Annotated in this window: 15 protein-coding genes; 6 read left to right on the top strand and 9 right to left on the bottom strand. The window is 70.6% G+C overall.

Features of this window, described 5'->3' with window-relative positions; genetic code table 11:
- Nucleotides 1–99: 99 nt before the first annotated feature.
- Together RAB71_RS13805 and RAB71_RS13810 are read left to right on the top strand one after the other, a co-directional pair.
- On the top strand, nt 100–1,407 hold the full coding sequence (locus RAB71_RS13805; RefSeq protein ID WP_050946596.1) for an FAD-binding oxidoreductase: 1,308 nt from the start codon (nt 100–102) through the stop codon (nt 1,405–1,407).
- A gap of 79 nt (nt 1,408–1,486) precedes the next feature.
- On the top strand, nt 1,487–2,824 hold the full coding sequence (locus RAB71_RS13810) for a diguanylate cyclase (protein ID WP_010343934.1): 1,338 nt from the start codon (nt 1,487–1,489) through the stop codon (nt 2,822–2,824).
- Here RAB71_RS13810 and RAB71_RS13815 read toward each other — a convergent pair.
- The 7 genes from RAB71_RS13815 to RAB71_RS13845 all read right to left on the bottom strand — a co-directional run bounded on the left by RAB71_RS13815 (nt 2,805) and on the right by RAB71_RS13845 (nt 15,420).
- A complete protein-coding gene (locus RAB71_RS13815) occupies nt 2,805–4,085 on the bottom strand; it encodes an MFS transporter (protein ID WP_010343935.1) in 1,281 nt (426 codons plus the stop codon). The genes RAB71_RS13810 and RAB71_RS13815 overlap by 20 nt on opposite strands.
- Before the next feature lie 94 nt (nt 4,086–4,179).
- Entirely contained in the window at nt 4,180–5,115 is a 936-nt protein-coding gene (locus RAB71_RS13820; RefSeq protein ID WP_010343936.1) for a diguanylate cyclase domain-containing protein, read from the bottom strand.
- Nucleotides 5,112–9,965, bottom strand: a complete 4,854-nt coding sequence (locus tag RAB71_RS13825; protein WP_010343937.1) for a PAS domain S-box protein — start codon at nt 9,963–9,965, stop codon at nt 5,112–5,114. Before RAB71_RS13825 ends, RAB71_RS13820 begins: the two co-directional genes overlap by 4 nt.
- 310 nt (nt 9,966–10,275) lie before the next feature.
- Nucleotides 10,276–10,548: a hypothetical protein gene (locus tag RAB71_RS13830; RefSeq protein ID WP_010343938.1), complete on the bottom strand. Its 273-nt coding sequence runs from the start codon at nt 10,546–10,548 to the stop codon at nt 10,276–10,278.
- On the bottom strand, nt 10,538–12,886 hold the full coding sequence (locus RAB71_RS13835; RefSeq protein ID WP_010343939.1) for an FdhF/YdeP family oxidoreductase: 2,349 nt from the start codon (nt 12,884–12,886) through the stop codon (nt 10,538–10,540). Before RAB71_RS13835 ends, RAB71_RS13830 begins: the two co-directional genes overlap by 11 nt.
- Nucleotides 12,883–13,722 carry a formate dehydrogenase accessory sulfurtransferase FdhD gene (fdhD, locus tag RAB71_RS13840; protein WP_029562233.1) on the bottom strand — a complete coding sequence of 280 codons (840 nt, stop codon included), beginning with the start codon at nt 13,720–13,722 and terminating at the stop codon, nt 12,883–12,885. Before fdhD ends, RAB71_RS13835 begins: the two co-directional genes overlap by 4 nt.
- Before the next feature lie 15 nt (nt 13,723–13,737).
- On the bottom strand, nt 13,738–15,420 hold the full coding sequence (locus RAB71_RS13845) for an OFA family MFS transporter (RefSeq protein WP_010343941.1): 1,683 nt from the start codon (nt 15,418–15,420) through the stop codon (nt 13,738–13,740).
- Nucleotides 15,421–15,706: 286 nt separating this feature from the next.
- Here RAB71_RS13845 and RAB71_RS13850 point away from each other — a divergent pair, with 286 nt between their 5' ends.
- A complete protein-coding gene (locus RAB71_RS13850) occupies nt 15,707–16,297 on the top strand; it encodes a hypothetical protein (RefSeq protein WP_010343942.1) in 591 nt (196 codons plus the stop codon).
- Nucleotides 16,298–16,482: 185 nt separating this feature from the next.
- Complete coding sequence (locus tag RAB71_RS13855) at nt 16,483–16,986, top strand: DUF1203 domain-containing protein (protein ID WP_040902233.1); 504 nt, start codon at nt 16,483–16,485, stop codon at nt 16,984–16,986.
- Between the two features lie 147 nt (nt 16,987–17,133).
- Here the strand turns inward: RAB71_RS13855 and RAB71_RS13860 are convergent, their stop codons facing one another.
- Both RAB71_RS13860 and RAB71_RS13865 read right to left on the bottom strand, forming a co-directional pair.
- Nucleotides 17,134–18,636, bottom strand: a complete 1,503-nt coding sequence (locus RAB71_RS13860; RefSeq protein ID WP_010343944.1) for an aldehyde dehydrogenase — start codon at nt 18,634–18,636, stop codon at nt 17,134–17,136.
- A gap of 70 nt (nt 18,637–18,706) precedes the next feature.
- On the bottom strand, nt 18,707–19,255 hold the full coding sequence (locus tag RAB71_RS13865; protein WP_010343946.1) for a cupin domain-containing protein: 549 nt from the start codon (nt 19,253–19,255) through the stop codon (nt 18,707–18,709).
- A gap of 197 nt (nt 19,256–19,452) precedes the next feature.
- On the opposite strand from RAB71_RS13865, the gene RAB71_RS13870 reads away from it, so the two are divergent.
- Nucleotides 19,453–20,829, top strand: a complete 1,377-nt coding sequence (locus RAB71_RS13870) for an aspartate aminotransferase family protein (protein WP_010343947.1) — start codon at nt 19,453–19,455, stop codon at nt 20,827–20,829.
- A 63-nt stretch (nt 20,830–20,892) separates the two neighbouring features.
- Entirely contained in the window at nt 20,893–22,005 is a 1,113-nt protein-coding gene (gene ald, locus RAB71_RS13875; protein ID WP_010343948.1) for an alanine dehydrogenase, read from the top strand.
- Nucleotides 22,006–22,016: the final 11 nt, after the last annotated feature.

A 22,016-nucleotide genomic window follows, 5' to 3' on the forward strand; every position in this document is an offset into this window, starting at 1 on the left:
GGAATCGGGAATGGTGAATCGGGAATCGAAAGCAGGCACCGCGAATGCGCCTGCAGCCCGGCGCGTGGTGTGCCTGGGTCGTCACAACGGTTCGCCGCCATGACCGGAGCTTCTCCCATTCCCCGTTCCCGAGTCGCCATTCCCGGCGCGTCCTGGTACCTCGACAGCGCCGCACCGTTCCCGAAACAGGAACCATTACGAGGCAAGGTACGCGCCGACGTGTGCATCCTCGGCGCGGGCTACACCGGGCTGAGTGCGGCATTGGCTCTGGCCGAGGCCGGGTATCGGGTGGTGGTGCTGGAGGCGCAGCGGGTCGGCTGGGGGGCGTCCGGGCGCAACGGCGGGCAGGCCATCGTCGGCTACGGCTGCGAGCAGCACACCCTCGAAGCCCTGCTCGGCCAGGACGATGCGCGGCTGCTGTTCGATTTCTCGCGCGACGGCATGCACCTGCTGCGCAGCCGCATCGCCCGCCACGGCATCGCCTGCGACTGGCGCGACGGGCATGCGCACGTGGCGATCAAGCCGCGGCAGGAACGCGCGTTGCGCGCCGGCATCATCGAGATGGCGCAGCGCTACGACTATCCGCTGCAATGGTGGGACCGCGCGCAGCTGCAGTCGCAGTTGCGCAGCCCGCGCTATCTGGGGGCGATGTACGACGCCGCCAGCGGCCACCTGCATCCGCTGGAGTACGCGCGCGGCCTGGCGCGGGCGGCGCTGGCGGCCGGCGTACGCATCCACGAGCAGACGCCGGTCACGCAACTGGTGCGCGGCGCGCGGCCGATCCTGCGCAGCGCGCATGGCGAGGTCGAGGGCGAGTTCGCCATCCTCGCCGGCAATGCCTGGCTGCGCGGCATCGCCCCGGAGCTGGAATCGCGGATCATGCCGGTCGGCACCTACATCGGCGCCAGTGCGCCGCTGGGCAAGGCGCTGGCCCGCGAGCTGATCGGCAACGACATGGCGGTGGCCGACGTCAACTGGGCACTGGACTACTTCCGCCTCAGCCGCGATCACCGGCTGCTGTTCGGCGGCCGCGCCAGCTATTCGTCGCTGCCGCCGCCCGGCCTGCGCGGGGTGATGACCCGGCGCATGCGCCGGGTATTTCCGCAACTGCGCCAGGTCGAGATGGAGTCGGTATGGGGCGGCTACGTCGACATCACCCGCAACCGCGCCCCGCACTGGGGCCGGCTGACCCCGAACGTGTACTTCGCGCAGGGCTTCTCCGGCCACGGCGTGGCCGCCACCGGCCTGGCCGGCGCGGTCATCGCCGCGGCGATCGGCGGACAGGCGCAGCGGCTGGACGTGTTCGCGCGGATTCCGCACGCGCCCTTCCCCGGCGGCCGCCTGCTGCGCACGCCGCTGCTGGTGGCGGCGATGTCCTGGTACAAGCTGCGCGACGCGCTGTGGTAGCCGTCGCGCCACCCTCAAGTTTGCGCGCGCGCGGCCGCTAACCGGGTTCCACCCCTGGATTGCCGCCCGCGAGGCACGCATGTCGCACCCGTTGTCGATCGCCCCGATCGCCCCCGACGGCAGCCCCGCACAGCAGCGCATCCTGCTGGTGGAAAACTCGCGAACCTTCACCGACCTGCTGCGCGCGGCGATCGCGCAACGGGTCGAACTGCCGGTCGTGGTGGTCTCCACCCTGGCCGAGGCGGCCGCCGCGCTGGACGACGGCGGCTCCTGGTTCCTGGCGCTGACCGGGCTGGTGCTGGCCGATGGCGACCGCGACGCCGTGGTGGACTTCTTCGTCGCGCGCGGCCTGCCCACGGTGGTGGTCAGCGGGGTCTACGACGAAAGCCTGCGCAAGCGCATCCTGACCCAGCAGATCATCGACTTCGTGCTGAAGAATGCGCCGGACAGCATCGATTACCTGGCCTGGCTGGTGCAACGGCTGGCGCGCAACCGCGCCATCACCGCGCTGGTGGTGGACGACTCGCCGTCGGCGCGCGCCTACGCCGCCTCGCTGCTGAAGATGTACGGCTACCGCGTGGTCGAGGCCGCCGACGGCGCCGCCGGGCTGCGCGCGATCGAGGCCAATCCGTCGATCCGCCTGGCCGTGGTGGACCAGGAGATGCCGGGCATGGAAGGCGTGGAATTCACCCGCCGGCTGCGCACCTTGCGCGCACGCGACATGCTGGCGGTGATCGGCCTGTCCGGCAACAACGACCCCTCGCTGGTGCCGCGCTTCCTCAAGAACGGCGCCAACGACTTCCTGCGCAAGCCCTTCTCGCGCGAGGAGTTCTTCTGCCGGGTCTCGCAGAACGTGGACCAGCTGGAGCTGATCGGCACGCTGCAGGACCTGGCCACGCGCGATTTCCTCACCAGCCTGCCCAACCGCCGGCACTTCCTCGAACAGAGCCAGCGCGCGCTGCCGCAGTGGCTGGCGCGGCAGGAACCGGTCAGCGTGGCGATGCTCGACATCGACCACTTCAAGCACATCAACGACACCTGCGGTCACGAGGCCGGCGACGAGGCGCTGCGCGCGGTCGCCGCGACCCTGGCCGCGCACGCGCGCCCGCAGGACATGGTGGCGCGCTTCGGCGGCGAGGAATTCTGCATGCTGGTGCCGGGCCTGGACGCGACCACGGCCGCCGACTACTTCGAGACCCTGCGCGCGCGCATCGCCGACCTCAAGATCCCGGTGGGCACGCAGACCCTGCGCCTGACCATCAGCATCGGCGTCAGCAGCAGCGGCCCGCAGCGCCAGACCCTGCATCCGCTGCTGACCGAGGCCGACAAGTATCTCTACCTGGCCAAGGCCGGCGGCCGCAACCGGGTCGAATGCGCGCCGCCGCCGGAGTCGGCGCTCAGCGACGCGGCCGCCTGATCGCCAGCAGCGCCAGCAAGGTCAGCAGCGCCGCCGCGCTGAGGTAGTAGCCCACCCAGGGCAGGCCGTACTGCTTGGCCAGCCACACCGCGACATACGGCGCCGGCGCCGCACCGAGGATGCCGGCCAGATTGAACGCCAGCGAGGCGCCGGTGTAGCGCACCGGCACCGGAAACAGTTCGGCCAGCAGCGTGCCGCAGGGGCCGTAGGTCAGGCCCATGAAGAAGAAGCCCAGCGCCAGGAAGCCCAGCACCTGCCAGGGCTGCCCGGCCTGGAACAGCGGCGCGAACAGCAGCCCGAACGCGACGATCGCGACGGTGGCCACCAGCATCGCCGGGCGCGTGCCGCGGCGGTCGCCATACCAGGCCGACAAGGGAATGCCGGCGGCGAAGAACAGGATGCCGACCATCTGCAGCAGCAGGAACTGCTCGCGGCTGTAGTGCAGCGTAGCGGTGCCGTAGCCCAGCGCGAACACCGTCATCAGGTAGAACAGCACGAAGGTCGCCAGCACCGCGAACGTGCCCAGCAGCGTCGCGCCGACATGCTGCGACAGCACCGTCTGCATCGGCAGGCGCACGCGCTCGTTGCGGTCCAGGGCGCGCTGGAAGTCCGGGGTCTCGTGGATGCGCAGGCGCACCCACAGCCCGGTGATCACCAACAGGGCGCTGGCGACGAACGGGATGCGCCAGCCCCAGTGCAGGAACTGCGCCTCGTCCAGCAGCGCGCCCAGCAGCAGGAAGATGCCCGAACACAGCAGGAAGCCGAGCGGCGCGCCCAACTGCGGGAACATGCCGTACCAGGCGCGCTTGCCCGGGGGCGCGTTCTCGGTGGCCAGCAGCACCGCCCCGCCCCACTCGCCGCCCAGGCCCAGGCCCTGGCCGAAGCGGCACAGCACCAGCAGCGCCGGCGCCCACAGGCCGATGCGCCCGTAACTGGGCAGCAGGCCGATCAGCACGGTGGACAGGCCCATGGTCAGCAGCGCCGCCACCAGGGTGGCCTTGCGCCCGACCCGGTCGCCGAAATGGCCGAACAGCGCCGACCCCAGCGGCCGCGCGACGAAGGCCACGGCGAAGGTCGCCAGCGACTGCAGCTGCGCCGCATCGGCATCGCCTTCGGGGAAGAACAGCTTGGGGAACACCAGCACCGCGGCGGTGGCGTAGATGTAGAAGTCGAAGAACTCGATGGTGGTGCCGACCAGGCTGGCCAGCAGCACGCGACGCGGCGAATTGACGGGCGGAACGGGAGACGCGGCAACGGTCATGGAGGCGACATCGACAGGCAATCGGCCGATTCTGGCAGATCGGCGAAGCTGCGACGCGCTTGGTTGCGCCGGCAACGATCGCCAGCGAGGCGCCTCACGCCACGCTGGCCCGCGCGCGTCCGCCCTGCTTGGCCAGATACAGCTGTGCATCGGCCTGCGCCAGCAACTGTGCGGCGCTGGTCTCGGCCTGGGGCAGCGCCACCGCACCGCCCAGGCTGATGCTCACGCATGGCCCCAGCGGCGAGGCCGCATGCGCCAGTTGCAATGCTTCCACCCCGTGCAGCATGCGCTGCGCCACCTCGCGCACGCCCTCGGCCTCGCTGCCCGGCAGCAGCGCCACGAATTCCTCGCCGCCGTAGCGGGCCAGCAGATCGTGCGGGCGCAAAACGCAGCCGGCCAGCGCCTGGGCGACGGCGCGCAGGCAGCCGTCGCCGAGTTGATGGCCGTAGTGGTCGTTGTAGCGCTTGAAGTAGTCCACGTCGATCATCAGCACGCCGCAGGGCTTGCCTTCGCGCAGGCAGGCCTGCCAGTGCGTGCCCAGGGCCTCGTCGAACCGGCGGCGATTGGCCACCTCGGTCAGCCCATCCAGCAGCGCGACCTCGCGCAACAGGTCGCTCTGCAGCTTCATGATCAGATGGTTCTGCACCCGCGCCCGCACCACCACCGGCTGCACCGGCTTGCTGATGAAATCGGCGCCCCCGGCCTCCAGCGCGGCGACCTCGTCCTCCGGCGCATCCTGCCCGGTGACGAACACCACCGGAATGTCCGCCGTCACCGGGTCGGCCTTGAGCCGGCGGCAGACCTGCAGGCCGTCCAGTTCCGGCATCATCACGTCCAGCAGCACCAGGTCCGGCGGCTGCTGCTGGCACAAGGCCAGGGCACGCGCGCCATCCAGCGCCATGCTGACCTCGCAGGCGTCGCGCAGCAGTTCGTGCAGCGCGTGGATGTTGATCGGCTGGTCGTCCACGATCAGCACACGCGGGCGCCGTCCCTGCGGGGCGAGGCGTCGGTAGGCAGCGAAATCGCTCATGGGGAAGCGGTCTCCAACAGGGTGTTCAGGGTGACGAGGGCGTCGTCGAAACGCAGCGCCTGCACCTGCTCGCGCAGCCGCAGCGCGTCGCCGGCCTGGGCACCGGCGATGGCCGGCGGTGCCTGGGCCAGCAGGGTCAACGCGGCCAGGTCGGACTGACGCAGCAGCGGTTCCAGCGCACGCAACCACGGCTGCAGGGGCGCTTCGCTCATGGCGTCCGTCGCGGCAGGCGGCGTGGGCGTGGGCGTGCGCAGCGGCGCGGCCGCGGCGCGCAGCGCGTCCAGATCCTGTGCGGCCACCGCATGCAGCGCCGCCAAGGTCGCCGCCGCGTCGGGCAGCTGCCCGCCGCGTGCATCCTGCTCCAACGCGGCGGCGGCCTGCGCCAGGTTGGCGGCACCCAGCGTCGCCGCGCTGCCTTTCAAGGCATGTGCGGCATCGGCGCTGGCACGGGCATCGCCCTGCCGCAACGCCTCGTCGACCCGCTGCAGCAGCGTGTGGTGCTCTTCGGCGAAAGCGTCGAGCATGCGCACGAACAGGCCGGCGTTGTTGCCGAACCGGGCCAGGATCGCATCGAGCGCCGCCGGTGCAGGCGGCGCCGGCTGCGGGGCCGGCGCTGCCGGCGCAGCGGCACGTCCACTCAGGCGCAGCAGTGCTTCCACCATCTGTTCCAGATCGATCGGCTTGCCGATATGCGCGTCCATGCCCGCCGCTAGGCAGGCGTCGACGTCGTCCTGCGCGGCGTTGGCGGTCATCGCCAGGATCGGCAACCGCGCGAAACGCGCGTCGGCGCGGATGCGCCGGGTCGCCTCCAGGCCGTCCACGCGCGGCATCTGCATGTCCATCACCACCACGTCGAAGACCTGGCCGCTCTCGCGCACGCACTGCACACCGGACAGGCCGTCCTCGGCCAGCGCCACCTGCGCGCCCTCCGCGCACAGCAGTTCCTCGGCCACCTGCCGGTTCAGCGCATTGTCCTCGACCACCAGCACGCGCAGCCCGGGCAGGCGCGCCACACGCTGCGGCACCGTCGCTGGCGCGGCGATCCTGGCGCCGCCGTTCCAGGCCCGCTCCAGCGCTTCGATCACCTGGCACGGCGTCACCGGCTTGACCAGGTGATCGGCGAACGGCGGCGACACGTGGCCCTGCGTCTGGCCCAGCAGTTCGCTCTGGTAGGCGGTCAGCATCAGCACTAGCGGCGGCACGGCGCACATCGCGCGCAGTTGCGCCGCCGCGGTGACGCCGTCGATGCCGGGCAGGCGCCAGTCCATCAACACGGCGTCGTAGCGTGCGCCCTTGCGCTCCGCCGCGAGCGCAAGCGCCACGGCCTCCTCGCCGCTGGCGACGCCGTCCACCCGCCAGCCGCATGCGCCCAACGCATCGATCAGCACCTCGCGCACCAGCGCGCTGTCATCGACGACGAGCACATGCCGCGGGCGCGCGCAGCCGCATCCAGTACCCGCCTCGGCGTTCGCGTCCAGCGCCAGCGGCAGGTCGAACCAGAACCGGCTGCCCTCGCCGAGCACGCTGTGCACCTGCAGCTCGCCGCCCATCATGCCGATCAGGCGCCGGCTGATCACCAGGCCCAGGCCGCTACCGCCGAAGCGGCGGCTGATCGAGGCCTCGGCCTGGGTGAAGCTGTGGAAGATGCGCTGCTGCTGCTCGGCGCTGATGCCGATGCCGGTGTCCTCCACGATCATCCGCAGGGTCACCGCCTGCGCCTGCCGTTGCAGCAGTTCCACGCGCAAGCGCACATGCCCGTGCTCGGTGAACTTGAGCGCGTTGCCGGCCAGGTTGATCAGCACCTGCTGCAGGCGCAGCGCGTCGCCGATCACCCGGTCGGGGATGCCGCGATCGAGCTGGTAGACGATCTCCACTTCCGGCCGCTGGTGATTGCCCGCCAGCACCACCGCCAGGTCGCGCAGCAGTTCCTCGATGCGGAACGGATGCAGGTCCAGCTGCAGCTTGCCGGCCTCGATCTTGGAGTAGTCGAGGATGTCGTTGAGCAGGCTCAGCAGCGACTTGCCGGCCTTCTGCGCCTTGCCCACGTAATCGTCCTGGCGTGCGTCCAGCGCGGTGCGCTGCAGCAGCTGCAGCATGCCCAGCACCGCGTTCATCGGCGTGCGGATCTCGTGGCTCATGTTGGCCAGGAATGAGGACTTGGCCTGGCTGGCCTCGTCGGCGCGCGCCTTGGCCTGGCGCAGTTCCTGCTCGGCCTGCAGTTGCGCGCTGATGTCGCGGTTGATGCCGATGACCCGAGTGACCCGGCCCTGCGCATCGCGTTCGGTGTGCGCGCCGGCCTGGATATGCCGCAGGCCGCCGTCGCTGCGCCGCACGCGGAACACCGGGTCGTAGACCGTCCCGTGCGCCACCGCCGATTGCAGGCTGGCCTCGGTCATCGCGAGGTCGTCGGGATGCACCTTCACCCGCCAGTCGGCATAGCGCAGGCCGCGTTCGCGCAGCGCTGCAGGCCACTCGTACAGCTCGTACATGCGCTCGTTGCATTCCAGCGCGTCGTCGCCCGGGGTCCAGGTCCAGATGCCGAGTTCGGCGGTGTCGGCCGCCATCGCCAGTTGGTCGTGCGCGCGGGTCAGCGCCTGGCGCTGGCGATGCCGGTCGGTGATGTCGGCGATGACGCCGACCAGCAGGCATTCGCCGTCGATCCACATCGAACCGAGGCTGATCTCGATCGCGAACGCATCGCCGTTCTTGCGCAGCGCCTGCAGTTCGCGGGCGCTGTCGACGCGCTCCGGCCACGCGCCCGTCGGCGGCACGTCGGCCGCCATCGCCGCGTGCAGGCTGGACGCCGCCTCGGGCATCAGCCGGCTGACGTCCTCGCCGACCAGTTCGTCGGCGCCATAGCCGAACACGCGTTCGCCAGCGCGATTGACCGAGCGCACCTTGCCGCGCGCGTCGAAGGTGATGATGGGGTTGACCGCGGTGTCCAGGATCGCCTGGGTCAGGGCCATGCTGCGCGCCAGCGAGCGCTCGGCCGCCTGCCGTTCGCTGATGTCCAGGGCGATGCCCAGGTAACCGGAGAGTTCGCCCTGCCCGGTGCGGATCGCCGTCACCACCAGGCTCACCTGGCGGGTCGTGCCGTCGCGGCGCACATACGTCCACTCGCGGATCTCGGCACCATCGCGCTCGGCCTTTTCCACGAACACACGGAAACCTTGCACCGGATGCCCCAGCTCGGCGGCCAGCATCGCGCCGCGGGCGGCCACCTCCTCGGCCAGGTGGAACGCGCCGGGCGTCAGCGTGCCGACCACCTCCTCGCGGCGGTAACCAAGCAGGCGCTCGGCGCCGGTGTTGAACAGGGTGATGGTGCCGTCGCGGTCGGTGGCGATGATCGACACTTCCGAGGCGGCGCTCAGCACGCCTTCGAGCATCGCGGTGCTGCGGCTCAACTCGGCGGTCCGCGCCGCCACCTGGCTTTCCAGGGTCGCGTTCAAGGCCAGGATCTGCGCCCGCGCGGCCTTTTGCTCGGAGATGTCGCGCACCGTCTTGGACGCGCCGATCGGCCGGCCTTCGGCGTTGTAGATCGGCGATACGCTGACCAGCACGTCCAGCAGGCGTCCGTCGGCATGCCGGCGCACGGTTTCGAAATACGGCACCTCCTCGCCACGTCCGATCCGCCGCAGCACCGATTCTTCCTCGTGCATCAGGTCCGGCGGCACGATCAGCTCGCCCAGCCGCCGCCCTATCGCCTCGGCCTCGCTGAAGCCGAACAGTTGCTCGGCGGCGCGGTTCCAACTGGTGACCACGCCCTCAAGCGTCTTGCCGATGATGCCGTCGGCGGAGCTCTGCACGACCGCGACCAGGTTCGCCTGGTCGCGGGCGATCTGCCGGCGACGCACGCGATCGCTACACAGCGCGAACGCCAGCGCCGACGCCAGCACGCTCAGCACGGCGCCCAGCGACAGCGCCGTGCGCAGCGACCACGGCGTGTTGGCCGCCAGGAATGCCGGCCCCGCGGTCACGCGCAACTGCCAGCGCCGCCCCATGACCTCTCGCTGCAACGCCACAACGGGCGCCGGCGCGTCGGTCGGCTGCGCCGCACTGGCATAGAAGGTGCCCGCATCGGCGGCATCGAGGTCGCGCAATGCCAGCCCCGACCAGTGCGGATCCGGATGCAGAGCCTGCATCACCTGCGACATCAGCAGCGGCGCATAGGTCCAGCCAAGCAGCTCGCGCTGGCGTTGCGCCGGCGCGGCGGGCGTCGCGCCATCGCGGTACACCGGCAGCAGCATCAGGAACGACTGCGCACGCTGCGCGCCGGCCTGCACCAGGGTGATCGGCGCGGTCAGCCGCGGCGCACCGCTGTCCGCGGCCGCCTGCGCGGCGGTGCGGCGGGCGGACTCCGAGGCGATGTCCAGGCCGACCGCGGCGGCATTGTCCGCCAGCGGCTCAATGTATTCGATGACAAAGCGGTCGCCAGCGTGCGGCGCCAGTTGGCGGATGTCGAAGCCCGGCCGTCCTTCCGCGCGCGCAGCGGCGACGAAGGCGTCCTGCCCGGCCTCGGCGACGCGGCGGATGAAGCCGAAGCCGCGCGCGCCCGGAAACTCCTTGCGCAAGTCGCGACTGCGCGTATAGCGTTGTACCTGCGCCTGGCTCAACCCATCGCCGGCGGTCAGCACCACGCCGCGCATCCCGCGCAAGCCGTACTGGTAGCGGTACAGCACTTCCTCGATCTCGTCGAAGGTGGCGCGCGCATCCGCGGCGAGTCGCACATGCACGTGGCGCGCATTGGCCCGATGCAGTTGCATGGCGACGATCGCCGTCGCCGCCATTCCCAACAACAGGACGCTGCCCGCCCAATAGAACGGCCAGCGCGTGATGCGCCGCTTCGCCATGCGTGTCCCCGGTGCGGCATCGGCGGCTGCCCGCGGCAGCGTGACCGACGCCCGACGTGCCTTCCGCCCGGCATGTCGCGGAAGCTGCAGTCGTTGCTGGCGTGATCGGCGTGGGCCGGGCGAACTTGACCGTCAGCAGGCGCGAATGCCGGCCGAAATGCGAGAAACCAAGGGCTTTTCGCGCATGCTGTGGTGAACATCACAGGCCACATCGCGCGCTTGCGGGGCGTGGCGCGACGCCAGCAGCTCGCCGGGCAGCGCTGTCTGTCGACGCCGCAGGGCGAGGCAGAGACGGCGCGCGCCTGCAGATTCAGTCGTGCCCAACCTCCGCATGCAGCGTCTGTGCCGCCGCCCGACCGGCAGCGGTCAGCACCGCCAGCTCGCGCTCGCCCGCCCGCTCCACCCGCACCCAACCCGGTCCCGCCTGCCCGGCCAGTTCGGCATCGCCGAGCCAGGCCAGGGTGCGCAACAGCACGCTCATGCGCACGTCCAGGCGCTTGCACACGCGCGCCAGTGCCATGCCCTCCGGCGCCTCGGCCAGCAGGTGCAGCAGGCGCGCGGTCAGCAGTGGATCAGCGGACAAGCGCGACTCCGATGTCGCGCGGGGCCGCTGCGGCGGCGTCGGCCAGATGCGCAGTGACCACCACCGGAATCGACTTGGAGGTCGGCGTGCGCGCCTCGTCGGCGAAGCTGGACAGGGGCACCAGCGCATTGGTTTCGGGGTAATACGCCGCCAGGCAGCCGCGCGGGATGTTGTACTCGACCAGCATGAAGCGCTTGGCCTGGCGCGGCACGCCGTCCTCGCACAGGCTGTGCAGGTCCACCCAGTCGCCGGCGCGCATGCCCAGGTCGGCGATGTCGGCGGCGTTGATGAACAGCACCCGGCGCTCGCCGAACACGCCGCGGTAGCGGTCGTCCAGGCCGTAGATCGTGGTGTTGTACTGATCGTGCGAGCGCGTGGTGGCCAGGGTGAACACCAGTTGCCCGGGATGCTGACGGCGCGCGCGGTGGATCGGGTTATCGGTGGGCACCGCATGTACCTTGAACACCGCGCGGCCTTCGGGCGTGTCCCACACGCGATCGCGCGCGCCGTTGGACAGGCGGAAGCCGCCCGGCACCCGCACCCGCGCATTGAAGTCGGCGAAGTCGTCGAACATCTGTCCGATCAGGTCGCGGATGCGATCGTAGTCGGCCACCAGCCAGCGCCAGCGCACCGCACTGCGCGCGCCGAGCGTGGCCTCGGCCAGGCCCGCCACGATCGCCGGCTCGGACAGCAGGTGCGGCGAGGCCGGCGGATTGATGCCGCCGGACAGGTGCACCATGCTCATCGAATCCTCGACGCTGACGTGCTGCGGCCCGCCCTCCTGGATGTCGATCTCGGTACGGCCCAGACACGGCAGGATCAGCGCGTCGCGGCCGTGCACCAGATGGCTGCGGTTGAGCTTGGTGGTGACGTGCACGGTGAGTTCGCAGCGGCGCAGCGCGCGGTGGGTGGCGTCGGTATCGGGCGTGGCGGTGGCGAAGTTGCCGCCCATGGCGAAGAACACCTTGGCGCGACCGTCGGCCATCGCCTCGATCGCGCCCACGGTGTCGTAGCCGGGCGCGCGCGGCGGGGCGAAGCCGAACACCGCCTGCAGCCGGTCCAGGAACGCCTCCGGCGGCTTCTCGTAGATCATCATGGTACGGTCGCCCTGCACGTTGCTGTGGCCGCGCACCGGGCAGGCGCCGGCGCCGGGACGGCCCAGATGGCCGCGCAGCAGGAGCAGGTTGGCGATCATCTGGATGGTCGCCACCGAATGCTTGTGCTGGGTGATGCCCATGCCCCAGCAGGCGATCAGCCGCTCGGCCTTGAGGTAGATCTCGCCGGCCTTGCGCAGCGCGGCCTCGCTCAGCCCGGACTCCTCGACGATGGTGTCCCACGGCTCGGCCGCGACCTCGGCGGCGAAGTCCTCGAAGCCGACGGTGTGGCGCGCGATGAACTCCAGGTCCAGCAGCCGCGGCTGGCCGCCGCGGGCCGCCTCGGCGTCGCGCTCCAGCACGTGCTTGATGATGCCCTTTACCGCCGCCAGGTCGCCGCCGATCTTGAGCTGGAAGTAGTCCGAGGAGATGCGCGTGGAGCCGTTGTGCAGCATCTGCAGCTTGTCCTGCGGATCGGCGAACTTCTCCAGGCCGCGTTCGCGCAGCGGATTGAACGAGACGATCGCCGCGCCGCGCTTGGCCGCCTGGCGCAGTTCGCCGAGCATGCGCGGATGGTTGGTGCCGGGGTTCTGGCCGAAGATGAAGATCGCATCGGCCAGCTCGAAATCCTGCAGCGACACGGTGCCCTTGCCGACCCCGATCTGCGCCTTGAGCGCGGTGCCGGACGGCTCGTGGCACATGTTGGAGCAGTCCGGGAAGTTGTTGGTGCCGAACTCGCGCACGAACAGCTGGTACAGAAAGGCGGCCTCGTTGCTGGTGCGGCCGGAGGTGTAGAAGATCGCCTCGTCCGGCGAGGCCAGGCCATTGAGATGCCGGGCGATCAGCGCGAACGCCGCGTCCCAGTCGATCGGCACGTAGTGATCGGTTTCGACGTCGTAGCGCAGCGGCTGGGTCAGCCGGCCCTGCCCTTCCAGCCAGTAGTCGCTGTAGCGGGCCAGTTGCGCCACGCTGTGCTGGGCGAACAGCTCGGGCGTGGCGCGGCGTGCGGTGGATTCGGCCGCCACCGCCTTGGCGCCGTTCTCGCAGAACTCGAAGGTCGAGGTGTGGTCGCGGTCGGGCCAGGCGCAGCCGGGGCAGTCGAAGCCGTCGGGCTGGTTGGCGTGCAGCAGGGTCTTGGCGCCCTGCACCGCCACGTCCTGCTCCATCAGGTGTTTGGCCACGGCGCGCAACGCGCCCCAACCGCCAGCCGGTTGCGTGTAGGGCTGGATGGTCTTCTTGCTCATGCGGGCTCTCCGGCGGGTTCGGTCTGCGCTAGGCGCTGCGGATGGCTGTAGACGACGTAATCGTGATCGCGGGCGAAGCCGATCAGGGTCAGGCCGGCGTTGTCGGCGAGCGCGATGGCCAGCGCGGTGGGTGCGGAAATGGCGGCCAGCAGCGGGATGCCGGCCTGGGTGGCCTTCATCGCCATTTCGTAGCTGGCACGGCTGGTGACCACCGCGAAGCCGGCGCCCGGGTCGAGGCCGGCGCCGGCCAGCGCGCCGATCAGCTTGTCCAGCGCGTTGTGGCGGCCGACGTCCTCGCGGATCAACTGCAGCTCGCCCTGCGCATCGGCCCAGGCCGCGGCATGGGTCGCGCCGGTGAGCGCGTTGAGCGTCTGCCGCGCGCGCAGGTCGCGCAGCGCCCGGGCCAGCGCCTCGGCCGCGATCGGCACGCCGGCCGGCACCGCACGCGGCGTGCGCAGCACCGCCTCCAGCGACTCGCTGCCGCACACCCCGCAGCCGCTGCGCCCCTCCAGGTTGCGGCGCCGCGCCTGCAGCGCGGCGGCCTGGGCCGGCGGGATCCGCAGGCGCAGCGACACGCCTTCCAGATACGTCTCCACCGCCTCGATGCGCAACTGCGCCGGCGTCGCGACGATGCCCTCGCTGAGCGAGAAGCCCAGCGCGAAATCCTCCAGGTCTTCCGGCGTGGCCATCATCACCACGAACGGCGTGTCGTTGTAGGCGAACGCCACCGGCACCTCGGCCGCGACCAGGTCCTGGGCGACGGCCGTGCGCCCGTCGCGGTGGCGACGCACGCCGCGCGCGACCGCACCTGGCCTGGATGACGCACCCGAATACATCGCGACCCTCCGGACTCAGTGGAACAGCACGAACGCCTTCTGCAGGGTGACCCAGATGCCCCACAGCATTGGCACCCCGACCGCCAGCCAGGCCAGCACCAGCCACAACGGGTTGCCGCCGCGGCCGACCTGCGCCAGCTGCGCCGCGTCCGGCGCCGTCTGGCCGCTGCCGCCGACCCGCTCGTGCGCCAGCCGCTTCTCCGCCGCCAGTTCCTCCGGCGTCATGAAGTGCCTGGCCGCGACCGGCCGTACCAGCAGGTTGCAGATCAGGCCCAGCACCAGCATCCCGGCAAGGATGTACATGGTGGTGTTGTACACCTGTGACGGCGGCACGCCCATGCCCAACTGGTACTCGCGCATGTAACCCACCACCACCGGGCCGAGGATGCCGGCGGTGGCCCAGGCGGTCAGCAGGCGGCCATGGATGGCGCCGACCATCTGCGTGCCGAACAGGTCGGCCAGGTAGGCCGGAATGGTGGCGAAGCCGCCGCCGTACATCGACACGATCACGCAGAAGATGCCGACGAACAACGCACTGCCGCCGACCTTGCCGGCCCACGGCGCGGCCGCGTACAGGGCGATGCCGAGCACGAAGAACACCGTGTAGGTGTGCTTGCGGCCGAGCTTGTCGGACATGCTGGCCCAGAAGAAGCGCCCGCCGATGTTGAACAGGCTCAGCAGGCCGGTGAACCCGGCGGCGATGGCGGCGATGGCCGCCAACTGCGTGGTGTCGAGGCTGGCGAAACCGGCATCGACGCCGATCAGGCGGCCGCCGAACACTTCCTGCAGCATCGGCGAGGCCATGCCGATCACGCCGATGCCGGCCGACACGTTCAGGCACAGCACGCCCCACAGCAGCCAGAACTGCGGAATGCCCCAGACCTTGCGCACGTGCACGTGGTGGGCGGTGATCATGGCATTGGCGCTGGCAGTCGGTGCGGTCCAGCCGGCCGGGGTCCAGCCGCTCGGCGGCACCCGGTAGCCGAACGCGCCGGCCATCATGAACACGAAGTACAGCCCGGCCATGACCAGAAAGGTTTCCTTCACGCCCACCGAGTCGGGGCCGGCGAAATGCCGCATCAACGCGTCGGCCAGCGGGCTGCCGATCATCGCGCCGCCGCCGAAGCCCATGATCGCCATGCCGGTGGCCATGCCGCGGCGGTCCGGGAACCATTTGATCAGCGTGGACACCGGCGAGATATAGCCCAGCCCCAGGCCGATGCCGCCGATCACGCCCGAACCCAGCCACAGCAGCCAGATCTGATGCAGGTGGATGCCCAGCGCCGAGATCACCAGGCCGCCGCACCAGCACAGCGCCGCGACCACGCCGGCCTTGCGCGGGCCGGCGCGTTCCAGCCAGCCGCCCCACAGCGCCGCCGAGCAGCCCAGCAACACGAAGAACAGCGTGTACATCCACTGCAGCTCGCTGATCTTCCAGTCGCAACTGGCCGAGACGATGCGCGCCAGGAAGCCCATGTCGGGCGGACAGGCCACCGCCGCGGTGACGCCCAGCGCCTTGGACAGCGGCAACCAGAACACACTGAAGCCGTAGGCCATGCCGATGCACAGATGGATGGCCAGCGCCGCCGGCGGCACCAGCCAGCGGTTGAATCCGGGCTGGGCGACGATGCGTTCCTTCGAGAGCAGGCCGGCGTGATCGGCCGGCACGGAGCCAACGATGCGGTGCGGTTCATTCATGCAGTTGTTTCCTCCGAGACGTGGCCCCTGGTTGCGGTGGAGCGCCTGCGGCATCTCCACCCTACCGCTTGCTGAACGGCGCCAGAACGGGCGACCGGACGGACCGAGGGTATTACAAAACGCGCAGCGCCGCCGCGCCCGCCAGCACACGCCCGCCGTGCGCTGGCGCACGAGGGTTGACGCGTGCCCCACGATCCACCAGCGCACAGGACGCCGGCCGATGCGTGATTCCGCTCCTGCAAGCCGGTCGGTTAGGCTTGCGCCCCCTTTCGCCTGCGAAATATCCATGCCCGTCCTGTCCCGCCTCGGCGTCGCCGCCACCCTGCTGCTCGGCAGCCATCTCGCCCATGCCGCCGACCTCCCCGCCGACGTGCTGCGCCAGGTGCCGGCCGGCTACCAGCCATTGGCGCAGTTGCAGGCCGATCTCGATGGCGACGGCCGCGCCGACTACCTGCTCGCGCTGCAGCAGCGCGGCGAGGCGCAACGCGATCCGGCGCCGGCCCGACCGTTGCTGATCTTCGTGCAGCAGGGCGATGGCCACTACCGGCTGGCGGCGCGCAACGACCGGGTGATCCTCAAGCGCGACGAGGGTGGCCAGTGCGACCCGTTCACCGATGGCGAGGACCCGTTCGCCGCCAAGGGCCGCTATTTCACCGTGCAGAACGGGGTCTCCTGCGGCCAGCACTGGACCGACTTCATCACCTTTCGCTACGACGCGCAGCGCAAGCAGTGGCTGTTCCACAAGCGCATCCAGCAGCGCTGGGAGATGAACCCGAATCCTGCGCCCGACGCCGAGGCACTGGTCAAGGACGGCGACCAGGTGCAGTCGGCCGATCCGCGGCATCCGGTCGATTTCGCCGCTTACGTTCCGCGCTGAAGCCGCAAGGCGCGCCGTCCCGTCGGCGCGTCGGCGCGTCGGCGCGTCCGCGACAGCGTGGCGTGTCGCCGACCCTGGCGACGACGCACCGCACACCGCACATGGCCAATGCCGCGTCCGAATGCGGCCGGCACGCGGTCACCGCGAACGGCACGCTGCGCGCTCCATCCGTTTCCGGAGCCGCCATGTCCAGCTTCCGTTGCGTCGGCCTGCCCGCCGCCCAGTTCGCCCCCCTGTTCGACCTCGACGACGCGCACCTGCAGGCGCGCCACGCGCGGCGCCTGCGCGCCGACAGCGCGCTCGGCTATCCGTGCAGGATCAGCCTGGAGGATGCGCGGCCCGGCGAGGAACTGCTGTTGCTGCACTACCTGCACCAGCCCGCGCAGACGCCGTACCGCGCTGCCGGCCCGATCTACGTACGCCGCGACGTCGCCACCGCCACGCCGGCGCCGGGCGAGGTGCCCGATGCCATCGTCCGCCGCCTGATCTCGCTGCGCGCCTACGACGCCGACGACATGCTGATCGCCGCCGACGTGCAGCCCGGCGAGCGCATCGCCACCGCGATCGCCTGCGCCTTCGCCGACCCGCAGGTGCGCTACCTGCACCTGCATCATGCGCGGCAAGGCTGTTTTGCGTGCCGGGTGGAGCGGGAGCCGGGATTGGGGATGAGGGGCTGCGCCGCGCTCTAGAACACCACCTGTTCCGTAGGAGCGGCTTCAGCCGCGATGAGCATTACCTGGAACGCCCATCGCGGCCGAAGCCGCTCCTACGACATCCACAGCCGCAGCTCCGCTTTCACCAATCCCGAATCCCCAATCCCCAATCCCCGCTCCTGGCTACTCACCCAGATTGATCCAGGTCGCCTTCATTTCCGTGTACTTGTCGAAGGCATGCAGCGACTTGTCGCGGCCGTTGCCCGATTGCTTGTAGCCGCCGAACGGGGCGGTCATGTCGCCGCCGTCCCAGTAGTTGACCCACACGCTGCCGGCGCGCAGCTTGCGCGCCACACGGTGCGCGCGGCCGATGTCGCGGGTCCACACGCCCGCCGCCAGGCCGTAGTCGCTGTCGTTGGCCATGCGCAGGGCGTGCGCCTCGTCGTCGAAGGCGATCACCGACAGCACCGGGCCGAAGATCTCCTCGCGGGCGATGGTGTGTTCGTGGCCGACCTCGTCGAAGATGGTCGGCTCCACGTAGCAGCCGCCGGGCACCACCTCCACGCGCTTGCCGCCGAGCAGCAGGCGCGCGCCTTCGGCGTTGCCGCGGGCGATGTAGTCGAGCACGCGGTGGGTCTGGGTCTCGTCCACCAGCGCGCCCATCGCCGCGTCGTCGTCGAACGGATGCCGCGGCTGCAGCGCGCGGCCGGCGGCGACCACGCGCTCGACGAAGGCGTCCTTGATCGAACGCTCCACCAGCAGCCGCGAGGCCGCGGTGCAGACCTCGCCCTGGTTGTAGAAGATCGCCGCAGCCGCCGCCTGCGCCGCCTGCTCCAGGTCCGGCGCATCGGCGAACACCAGGTTCGGGCTCTTGCCGCCGCATTCCATGTAGGCGCGCTTCATGTTCGACAGCCCGGCGCACTGCAGCAGGCGCCGGCCGACCGCGGTGGAGCCGGTGAACACCAGCCCGTCCACGTCCATGTGCAGCGCCAGCGGCTCGCCGGCGCCCTTGCCGAAGCCGGGCACCACGTTGAACACGCCGTCGGGAACGCCCGCCTCGGCGACCAGCTCGGCCAGGCGCAGCGCGCTCAGCGGCGATTTCTCCGACGGCTTGAGCACCACCGAGTTGCCCGCGGCCAGCGCCGGGGCGATCTTCCACGCCGCCATCAGCAACGGGAAATTCCACGGCACGATCGCGCCGACCACGCCCAGCGGCTCGCGGGTGATCAGGCCCAGTTCGTCCTGTCCGGTCGGCGCCACTTCGCCGTAGAGCTTGTCCACCGCTTCGGCGGTCCAGGACAGGCAGCGCACCGTCGCCGCCAGGTCCACCGCGCGCGCATCGCGCACCGGCTTGCCCATATCCTGCGATTCCAGCAACGCCAGTTCGTCGGCATGGCGTTCGACCAGTTGGGCCAGCGCCAACAGGGTCTTCTTGCGCTGCGCCGGCTTGGCCTGCGACCAGTGCCCGGCCTCGAAACTGCGCCGCGCCGCGGCCACCGCGCGGTCGATGTCCGCGGCCTCGCCCTCGGCCACGTGGCCGAGCAGGCGCCCGTCGATCGGGCTGACGCAGTCGAAGGTCTTGCCGCTGGCGGCGTCGACGTAGCGGCCGTCGATGAAGGCCTGGGTCCGCGGACGCAGCGTGTCGGCCAGCGCCTGCCAGGCGTCGCGGGTGCGGGGTGCGGTCATCGGGAACTCCTGCGGCGACGGAAGGATCGGAAGGACGCGACGGCGGGCGGCGGCGCGGCGCGCATGCGATTCAGAAGGTGGCCGGCGTATTGGCGCTGACCAGCACCGCGGTGTCGCGGCCGACGTTGCGGAACCGGTGCGGCACCCGGCTTTCGAAATAGTAGCCCTCGCCGGCGCGCAGCACCCGCACCTGGCTGCCGACGGTGATCTCCACCTCGCCGGCCACCACCACCCCACCCTCTTCGCCGTCGTGCACCAGCATCGCGCTGCCGGTGTCGCTGCCCGGTGGCATCACCTCGCGCAGGATGCACATCTGTCGCTGCGGGCGATGCTGGCCGACCAGGTAGTAATGGATGCCGTCGCTGCCGACATCGGGCAGTTCGTCGGCGCGGTAGAACGGCGCATCGGCCTCGCCCGGGTCCAGGTCCTGGGTAAAGAATTCGGCCAGCGAGATCGGGATGCCGTCCAGCACCTTCTTCAGCGAGCTCACCGACGGGCTGACCTTGTTCTGCTCGATCAGCGAGATGGTGCTGTTGGTCACGCCCACCCGCTTGGCCAGCTCGCGCTGGCTCAGGCCATGGGCGGTACGAACCCGATGCAGGCGGGCGCCGATGTCCATCGCGGGGGAACGCCGGTGACGGTGTTGCCGGATACTTTACACACCCGCCCCGGACGGTCAATTTCGTGCAGCGCGCCCGTGCTGCGGCGCAACCAGGAAATGCCGGCACCGCTCGCGCGAACTGGGCCATGCCGGGTCACCCCCGGCACAGCGGCATGGTGTAAAGTTTTTTCAACATCCCTCGCGTGGAGCCTGCGATGCGCCCTCAGCCGCCCCTCTCGTCCCAGGCGCTGTCCGACCACTACGCCGCGCAGGCCACACGCGAGCCGGACACGCTGGAGGCGTTCTGGATGCCGTTCACCGCCAACCGCCAGTTCAAGGCGCGGCCGCGGCTGCTGGCCTCGGCCGAGGGCATGCACTACCGCAGCGTGGACGGGCGCCAGATCCTCGACGGCACCGCCGGCCTGTGGTGCTGCAACGCCGGCCACGCGCGGCCGCGCATCGTCGAGGCAGTGGCGCGGCAGATCGCCACGCTGGATTTCGCGCCCACCTTCCAGATGGGCTCGCCACTGCCGTTCGTGCTCGCCGAACGCCTGGTGGCACTGGCGCCGCCCGGCCTGGACCACGTGTTCTACACCAACTCCGGCTCCGAGTCGGTGGATACCGCACTGAAGATCGCACTCGCCTACCACCGCGCCCGCGGCGAGGGCCAGCGCACCCGCTTCATCGGCCGCGAGAAGGGCTACCACGGGGTCGGCTTCGGCGGCATTTCGGTCGGCGGCCTGCCGAACAACCGCAAGGCGTTCGGTCCGCTGCTGCCGGGCGTGGACCATCTGCGGCACACGCTCGACCTGGAGCGCAACGCGTTCTCGCGCGGCCTTCCGACGCATGGCGCGGAACTGGCCGAGGACCTGGAGCGACTGGTGACGCTGCACGACGCCTCCACCATCGCCGCGGTGATCATCGAGCCGATCTCCGGCTCGGCCGGGGTGGTGCTGCCGCCGCACGGCTACCTGCAGCGCATCCGCGAACTGTGCGACAAGCACGGCATCCTGCTGATCTTCGACGAGGTCATCACCGGCTACGGCCGCGTCGGCCACGCCTTCGCCGCGCAGCGCTTCGGGGTGACCCCGGACATGATGACGACCGCCAAGGGCCTGACCAACGGCTGCGTGCCGATGGGCGCGGTGTTCGTGTCCCACGCCATCCACGAGGCGTTCGCGCACGGCCCGGCCAACGCCATCGACCTGTTCCACGGCTACACCTACTCCGGCCATCCGCTGGCCTGCGCCGCCGCGCTGGCGACGCTGGACACCTATGCCGAGGAGCAGTTGTTCGACAAGGCGATCGAACTGGGCCCGGTGTGGGAGGAAGCCATCCACCGGCTGCGCGATCTGCCGCACGTCATCGACATCCGCAACTTCGGCCTGATCGGCGCGATCGAACTGGCGCCGCGCAAGGGCGCGCCCGGCGCGCGTGCCTACGAGATCTTCGAGCGCTGCTTCCACGAAGGCGACCTGCTGATCCGCGTCACCGGCGACACCATCGCACTGTCGCCGCCGCTGATCGTCGAGCCCGTGCACATCGAGCGCATCTTCGCGGTGCTGGCGGACATGATCCGCAGCACGCCCTGACCCATCCCCACCCAACCCACCGCCCGCGCTCCCCACGCGCCGCGTCTGCCTGGAGAACCTCTCATGCTGGTCGGCGTTCCGAAAGAGATCAAGAACCACGAATACCGGATCGGGCTGACCCCGTCCGGGGTGCGCGAACTGGTGCTGCACGGCCACCAGGTGCTGGTGCAGCGCGGTGGCGGCCAGGCCATCGGCCTCACCGACGCCGAATACGAACGCGCCGGCGCACGCATTGCCGAGGATGCGGCCAGCGTGTTCGCGCAGGCCGAGATGATCGTCAAGGTCAAGGAACCGCAGCCGGAGGAATGCGCGATGCTGCGCCCCGGGCAATTGCTGTTCACCTATCTGCACCTGGCGCCGGATCCGCAGCAGGCCGCGGCGCTGCAGCGCTCCGGCTGCACCGCCATCGCCTACGAGACCGTCACCGACGGCCACGGCGGCCTGCCGCTGCTGGCGCCGATGAGCGAGGTGGCCGGGCGCATGGCGATCCAGGCCGGTGCGCATGCGCTGGAGAAGGCGCAGGGCGGATCCGGCGTGCTGCTCGGCGGCGTGCCCGGGGTCAAGCCGGCGCAGGTGCTGGTGATCGGCGGTGGCGTGGTCGGCATCAACGCCGCGCGCATGGCGATGGGCCTGCACGCGCGGGTGACCGTGCTGGACCGCTCGCTGGAGCGGCTCAAATATCTGGACGAACTCTACGGCCAGCAATTGACCACGCTGTACTCCACCCGCGATGCGATCGAGCAGTGCCTGCCGCACACCGACCTGGTGATCGGCGCGGTGCTGATCCCCGGCGCCGCCGCACCCAAGCTGGTGTCGCGCGACCAACTGGCGCTGCTGCGGCCCGGCTCGGTGCTGGTGGACGTGGCGATCGACCAGGGCGGCTGCTTCGAGACCAGCCACCCGACCACGCACCAGCAGCCGACCTACGAGGTCGACGGCATCGTGCATTACTGCGTGGCCAACATGCCCGGCGGCGTCGCCCGCACCTCCACCTTCGCCCTGACCAACGCCACCCTGCCGTTCGTGCTGCTGCTGGCCGAACACGGGCTGCAGGCGCTGCGCGACGACCAGGACCTGCGCAACGGCCTCAACGTGCACGCCGGCAAGCTCACCCACCGCGCGGTGGCGCAGGCCCTGGGCCAGGACTTCGTGCGACCGCTGGACGCGCTGGGCTGACGATTTCAATG

The sequence above is a fragment of the Xanthomonas sacchari genome, from assembly GCF_040529065.1.
In the GTDB taxonomy this organism is placed as follows: domain Bacteria; phylum Pseudomonadota; class Gammaproteobacteria; order Xanthomonadales; family Xanthomonadaceae; genus Xanthomonas_A; species Xanthomonas_A sacchari.

Coding starts and splice junctions, on each gene's coding strand:
- RAB71_RS13870 (WP_010343947.1), top strand. CDS start 19,453: ATGCGCCCTCAGCCGCCCCTCTCGTCCCAGGCGCTGTCCGACCACTAC.
- RAB71_RS13815 (WP_010343935.1), bottom strand. CDS start 4,085: ATGACCGTTGCCGCGTCTCCCGTTCCGCCCGTCAATTCGCCGCGTCGC.
- RAB71_RS13850 (WP_010343942.1), top strand. CDS start 15,707: ATGCCCGTCCTGTCCCGCCTCGGCGTCGCCGCCACCCTGCTGCTCGGC.
- RAB71_RS13845 (WP_010343941.1), bottom strand. CDS start 15,420: ATGAATGAACCGCACCGCATCGTTGGCTCCGTGCCGGCCGATCACGCC.
- RAB71_RS13855 (WP_040902233.1), top strand. CDS start 16,483: ATGTCCAGCTTCCGTTGCGTCGGCCTGCCCGCCGCCCAGTTCGCCCCC.
- RAB71_RS13865 (WP_010343946.1), bottom strand. CDS start 19,255: ATGGACATCGGCGCCCGCCTGCATCGGGTTCGTACCGCCCATGGCCTG.
- RAB71_RS13825 (WP_010343937.1), bottom strand. CDS start 9,965: ATGGCGAAGCGGCGCATCACGCGCTGGCCGTTCTATTGGGCGGGCAGC.
- RAB71_RS13820 (WP_010343936.1), bottom strand. CDS start 5,115: ATGAGCGATTTCGCTGCCTACCGACGCCTCGCCCCGCAGGGACGGCGC.
- fdhD (WP_029562233.1), bottom strand. CDS start 13,722: ATGTATTCGGGTGCGTCATCCAGGCCAGGTGCGGTCGCGCGCGGCGTG.
- RAB71_RS13860 (WP_010343944.1), bottom strand. CDS start 18,636: ATGACCGCACCCCGCACCCGCGACGCCTGGCAGGCGCTGGCCGACACG.
- RAB71_RS13805 (WP_050946596.1), top strand. CDS start 100: ATGACCGGAGCTTCTCCCATTCCCCGTTCCCGAGTCGCCATTCCCGGC.
- ald (WP_010343948.1), top strand. CDS start 20,893: ATGCTGGTCGGCGTTCCGAAAGAGATCAAGAACCACGAATACCGGATC.
- RAB71_RS13835 (WP_010343939.1), bottom strand. CDS start 12,886: ATGAGCAAGAAGACCATCCAGCCCTACACGCAACCGGCTGGCGGTTGG.
- RAB71_RS13810 (WP_010343934.1), top strand. CDS start 1,487: ATGTCGCACCCGTTGTCGATCGCCCCGATCGCCCCCGACGGCAGCCCC.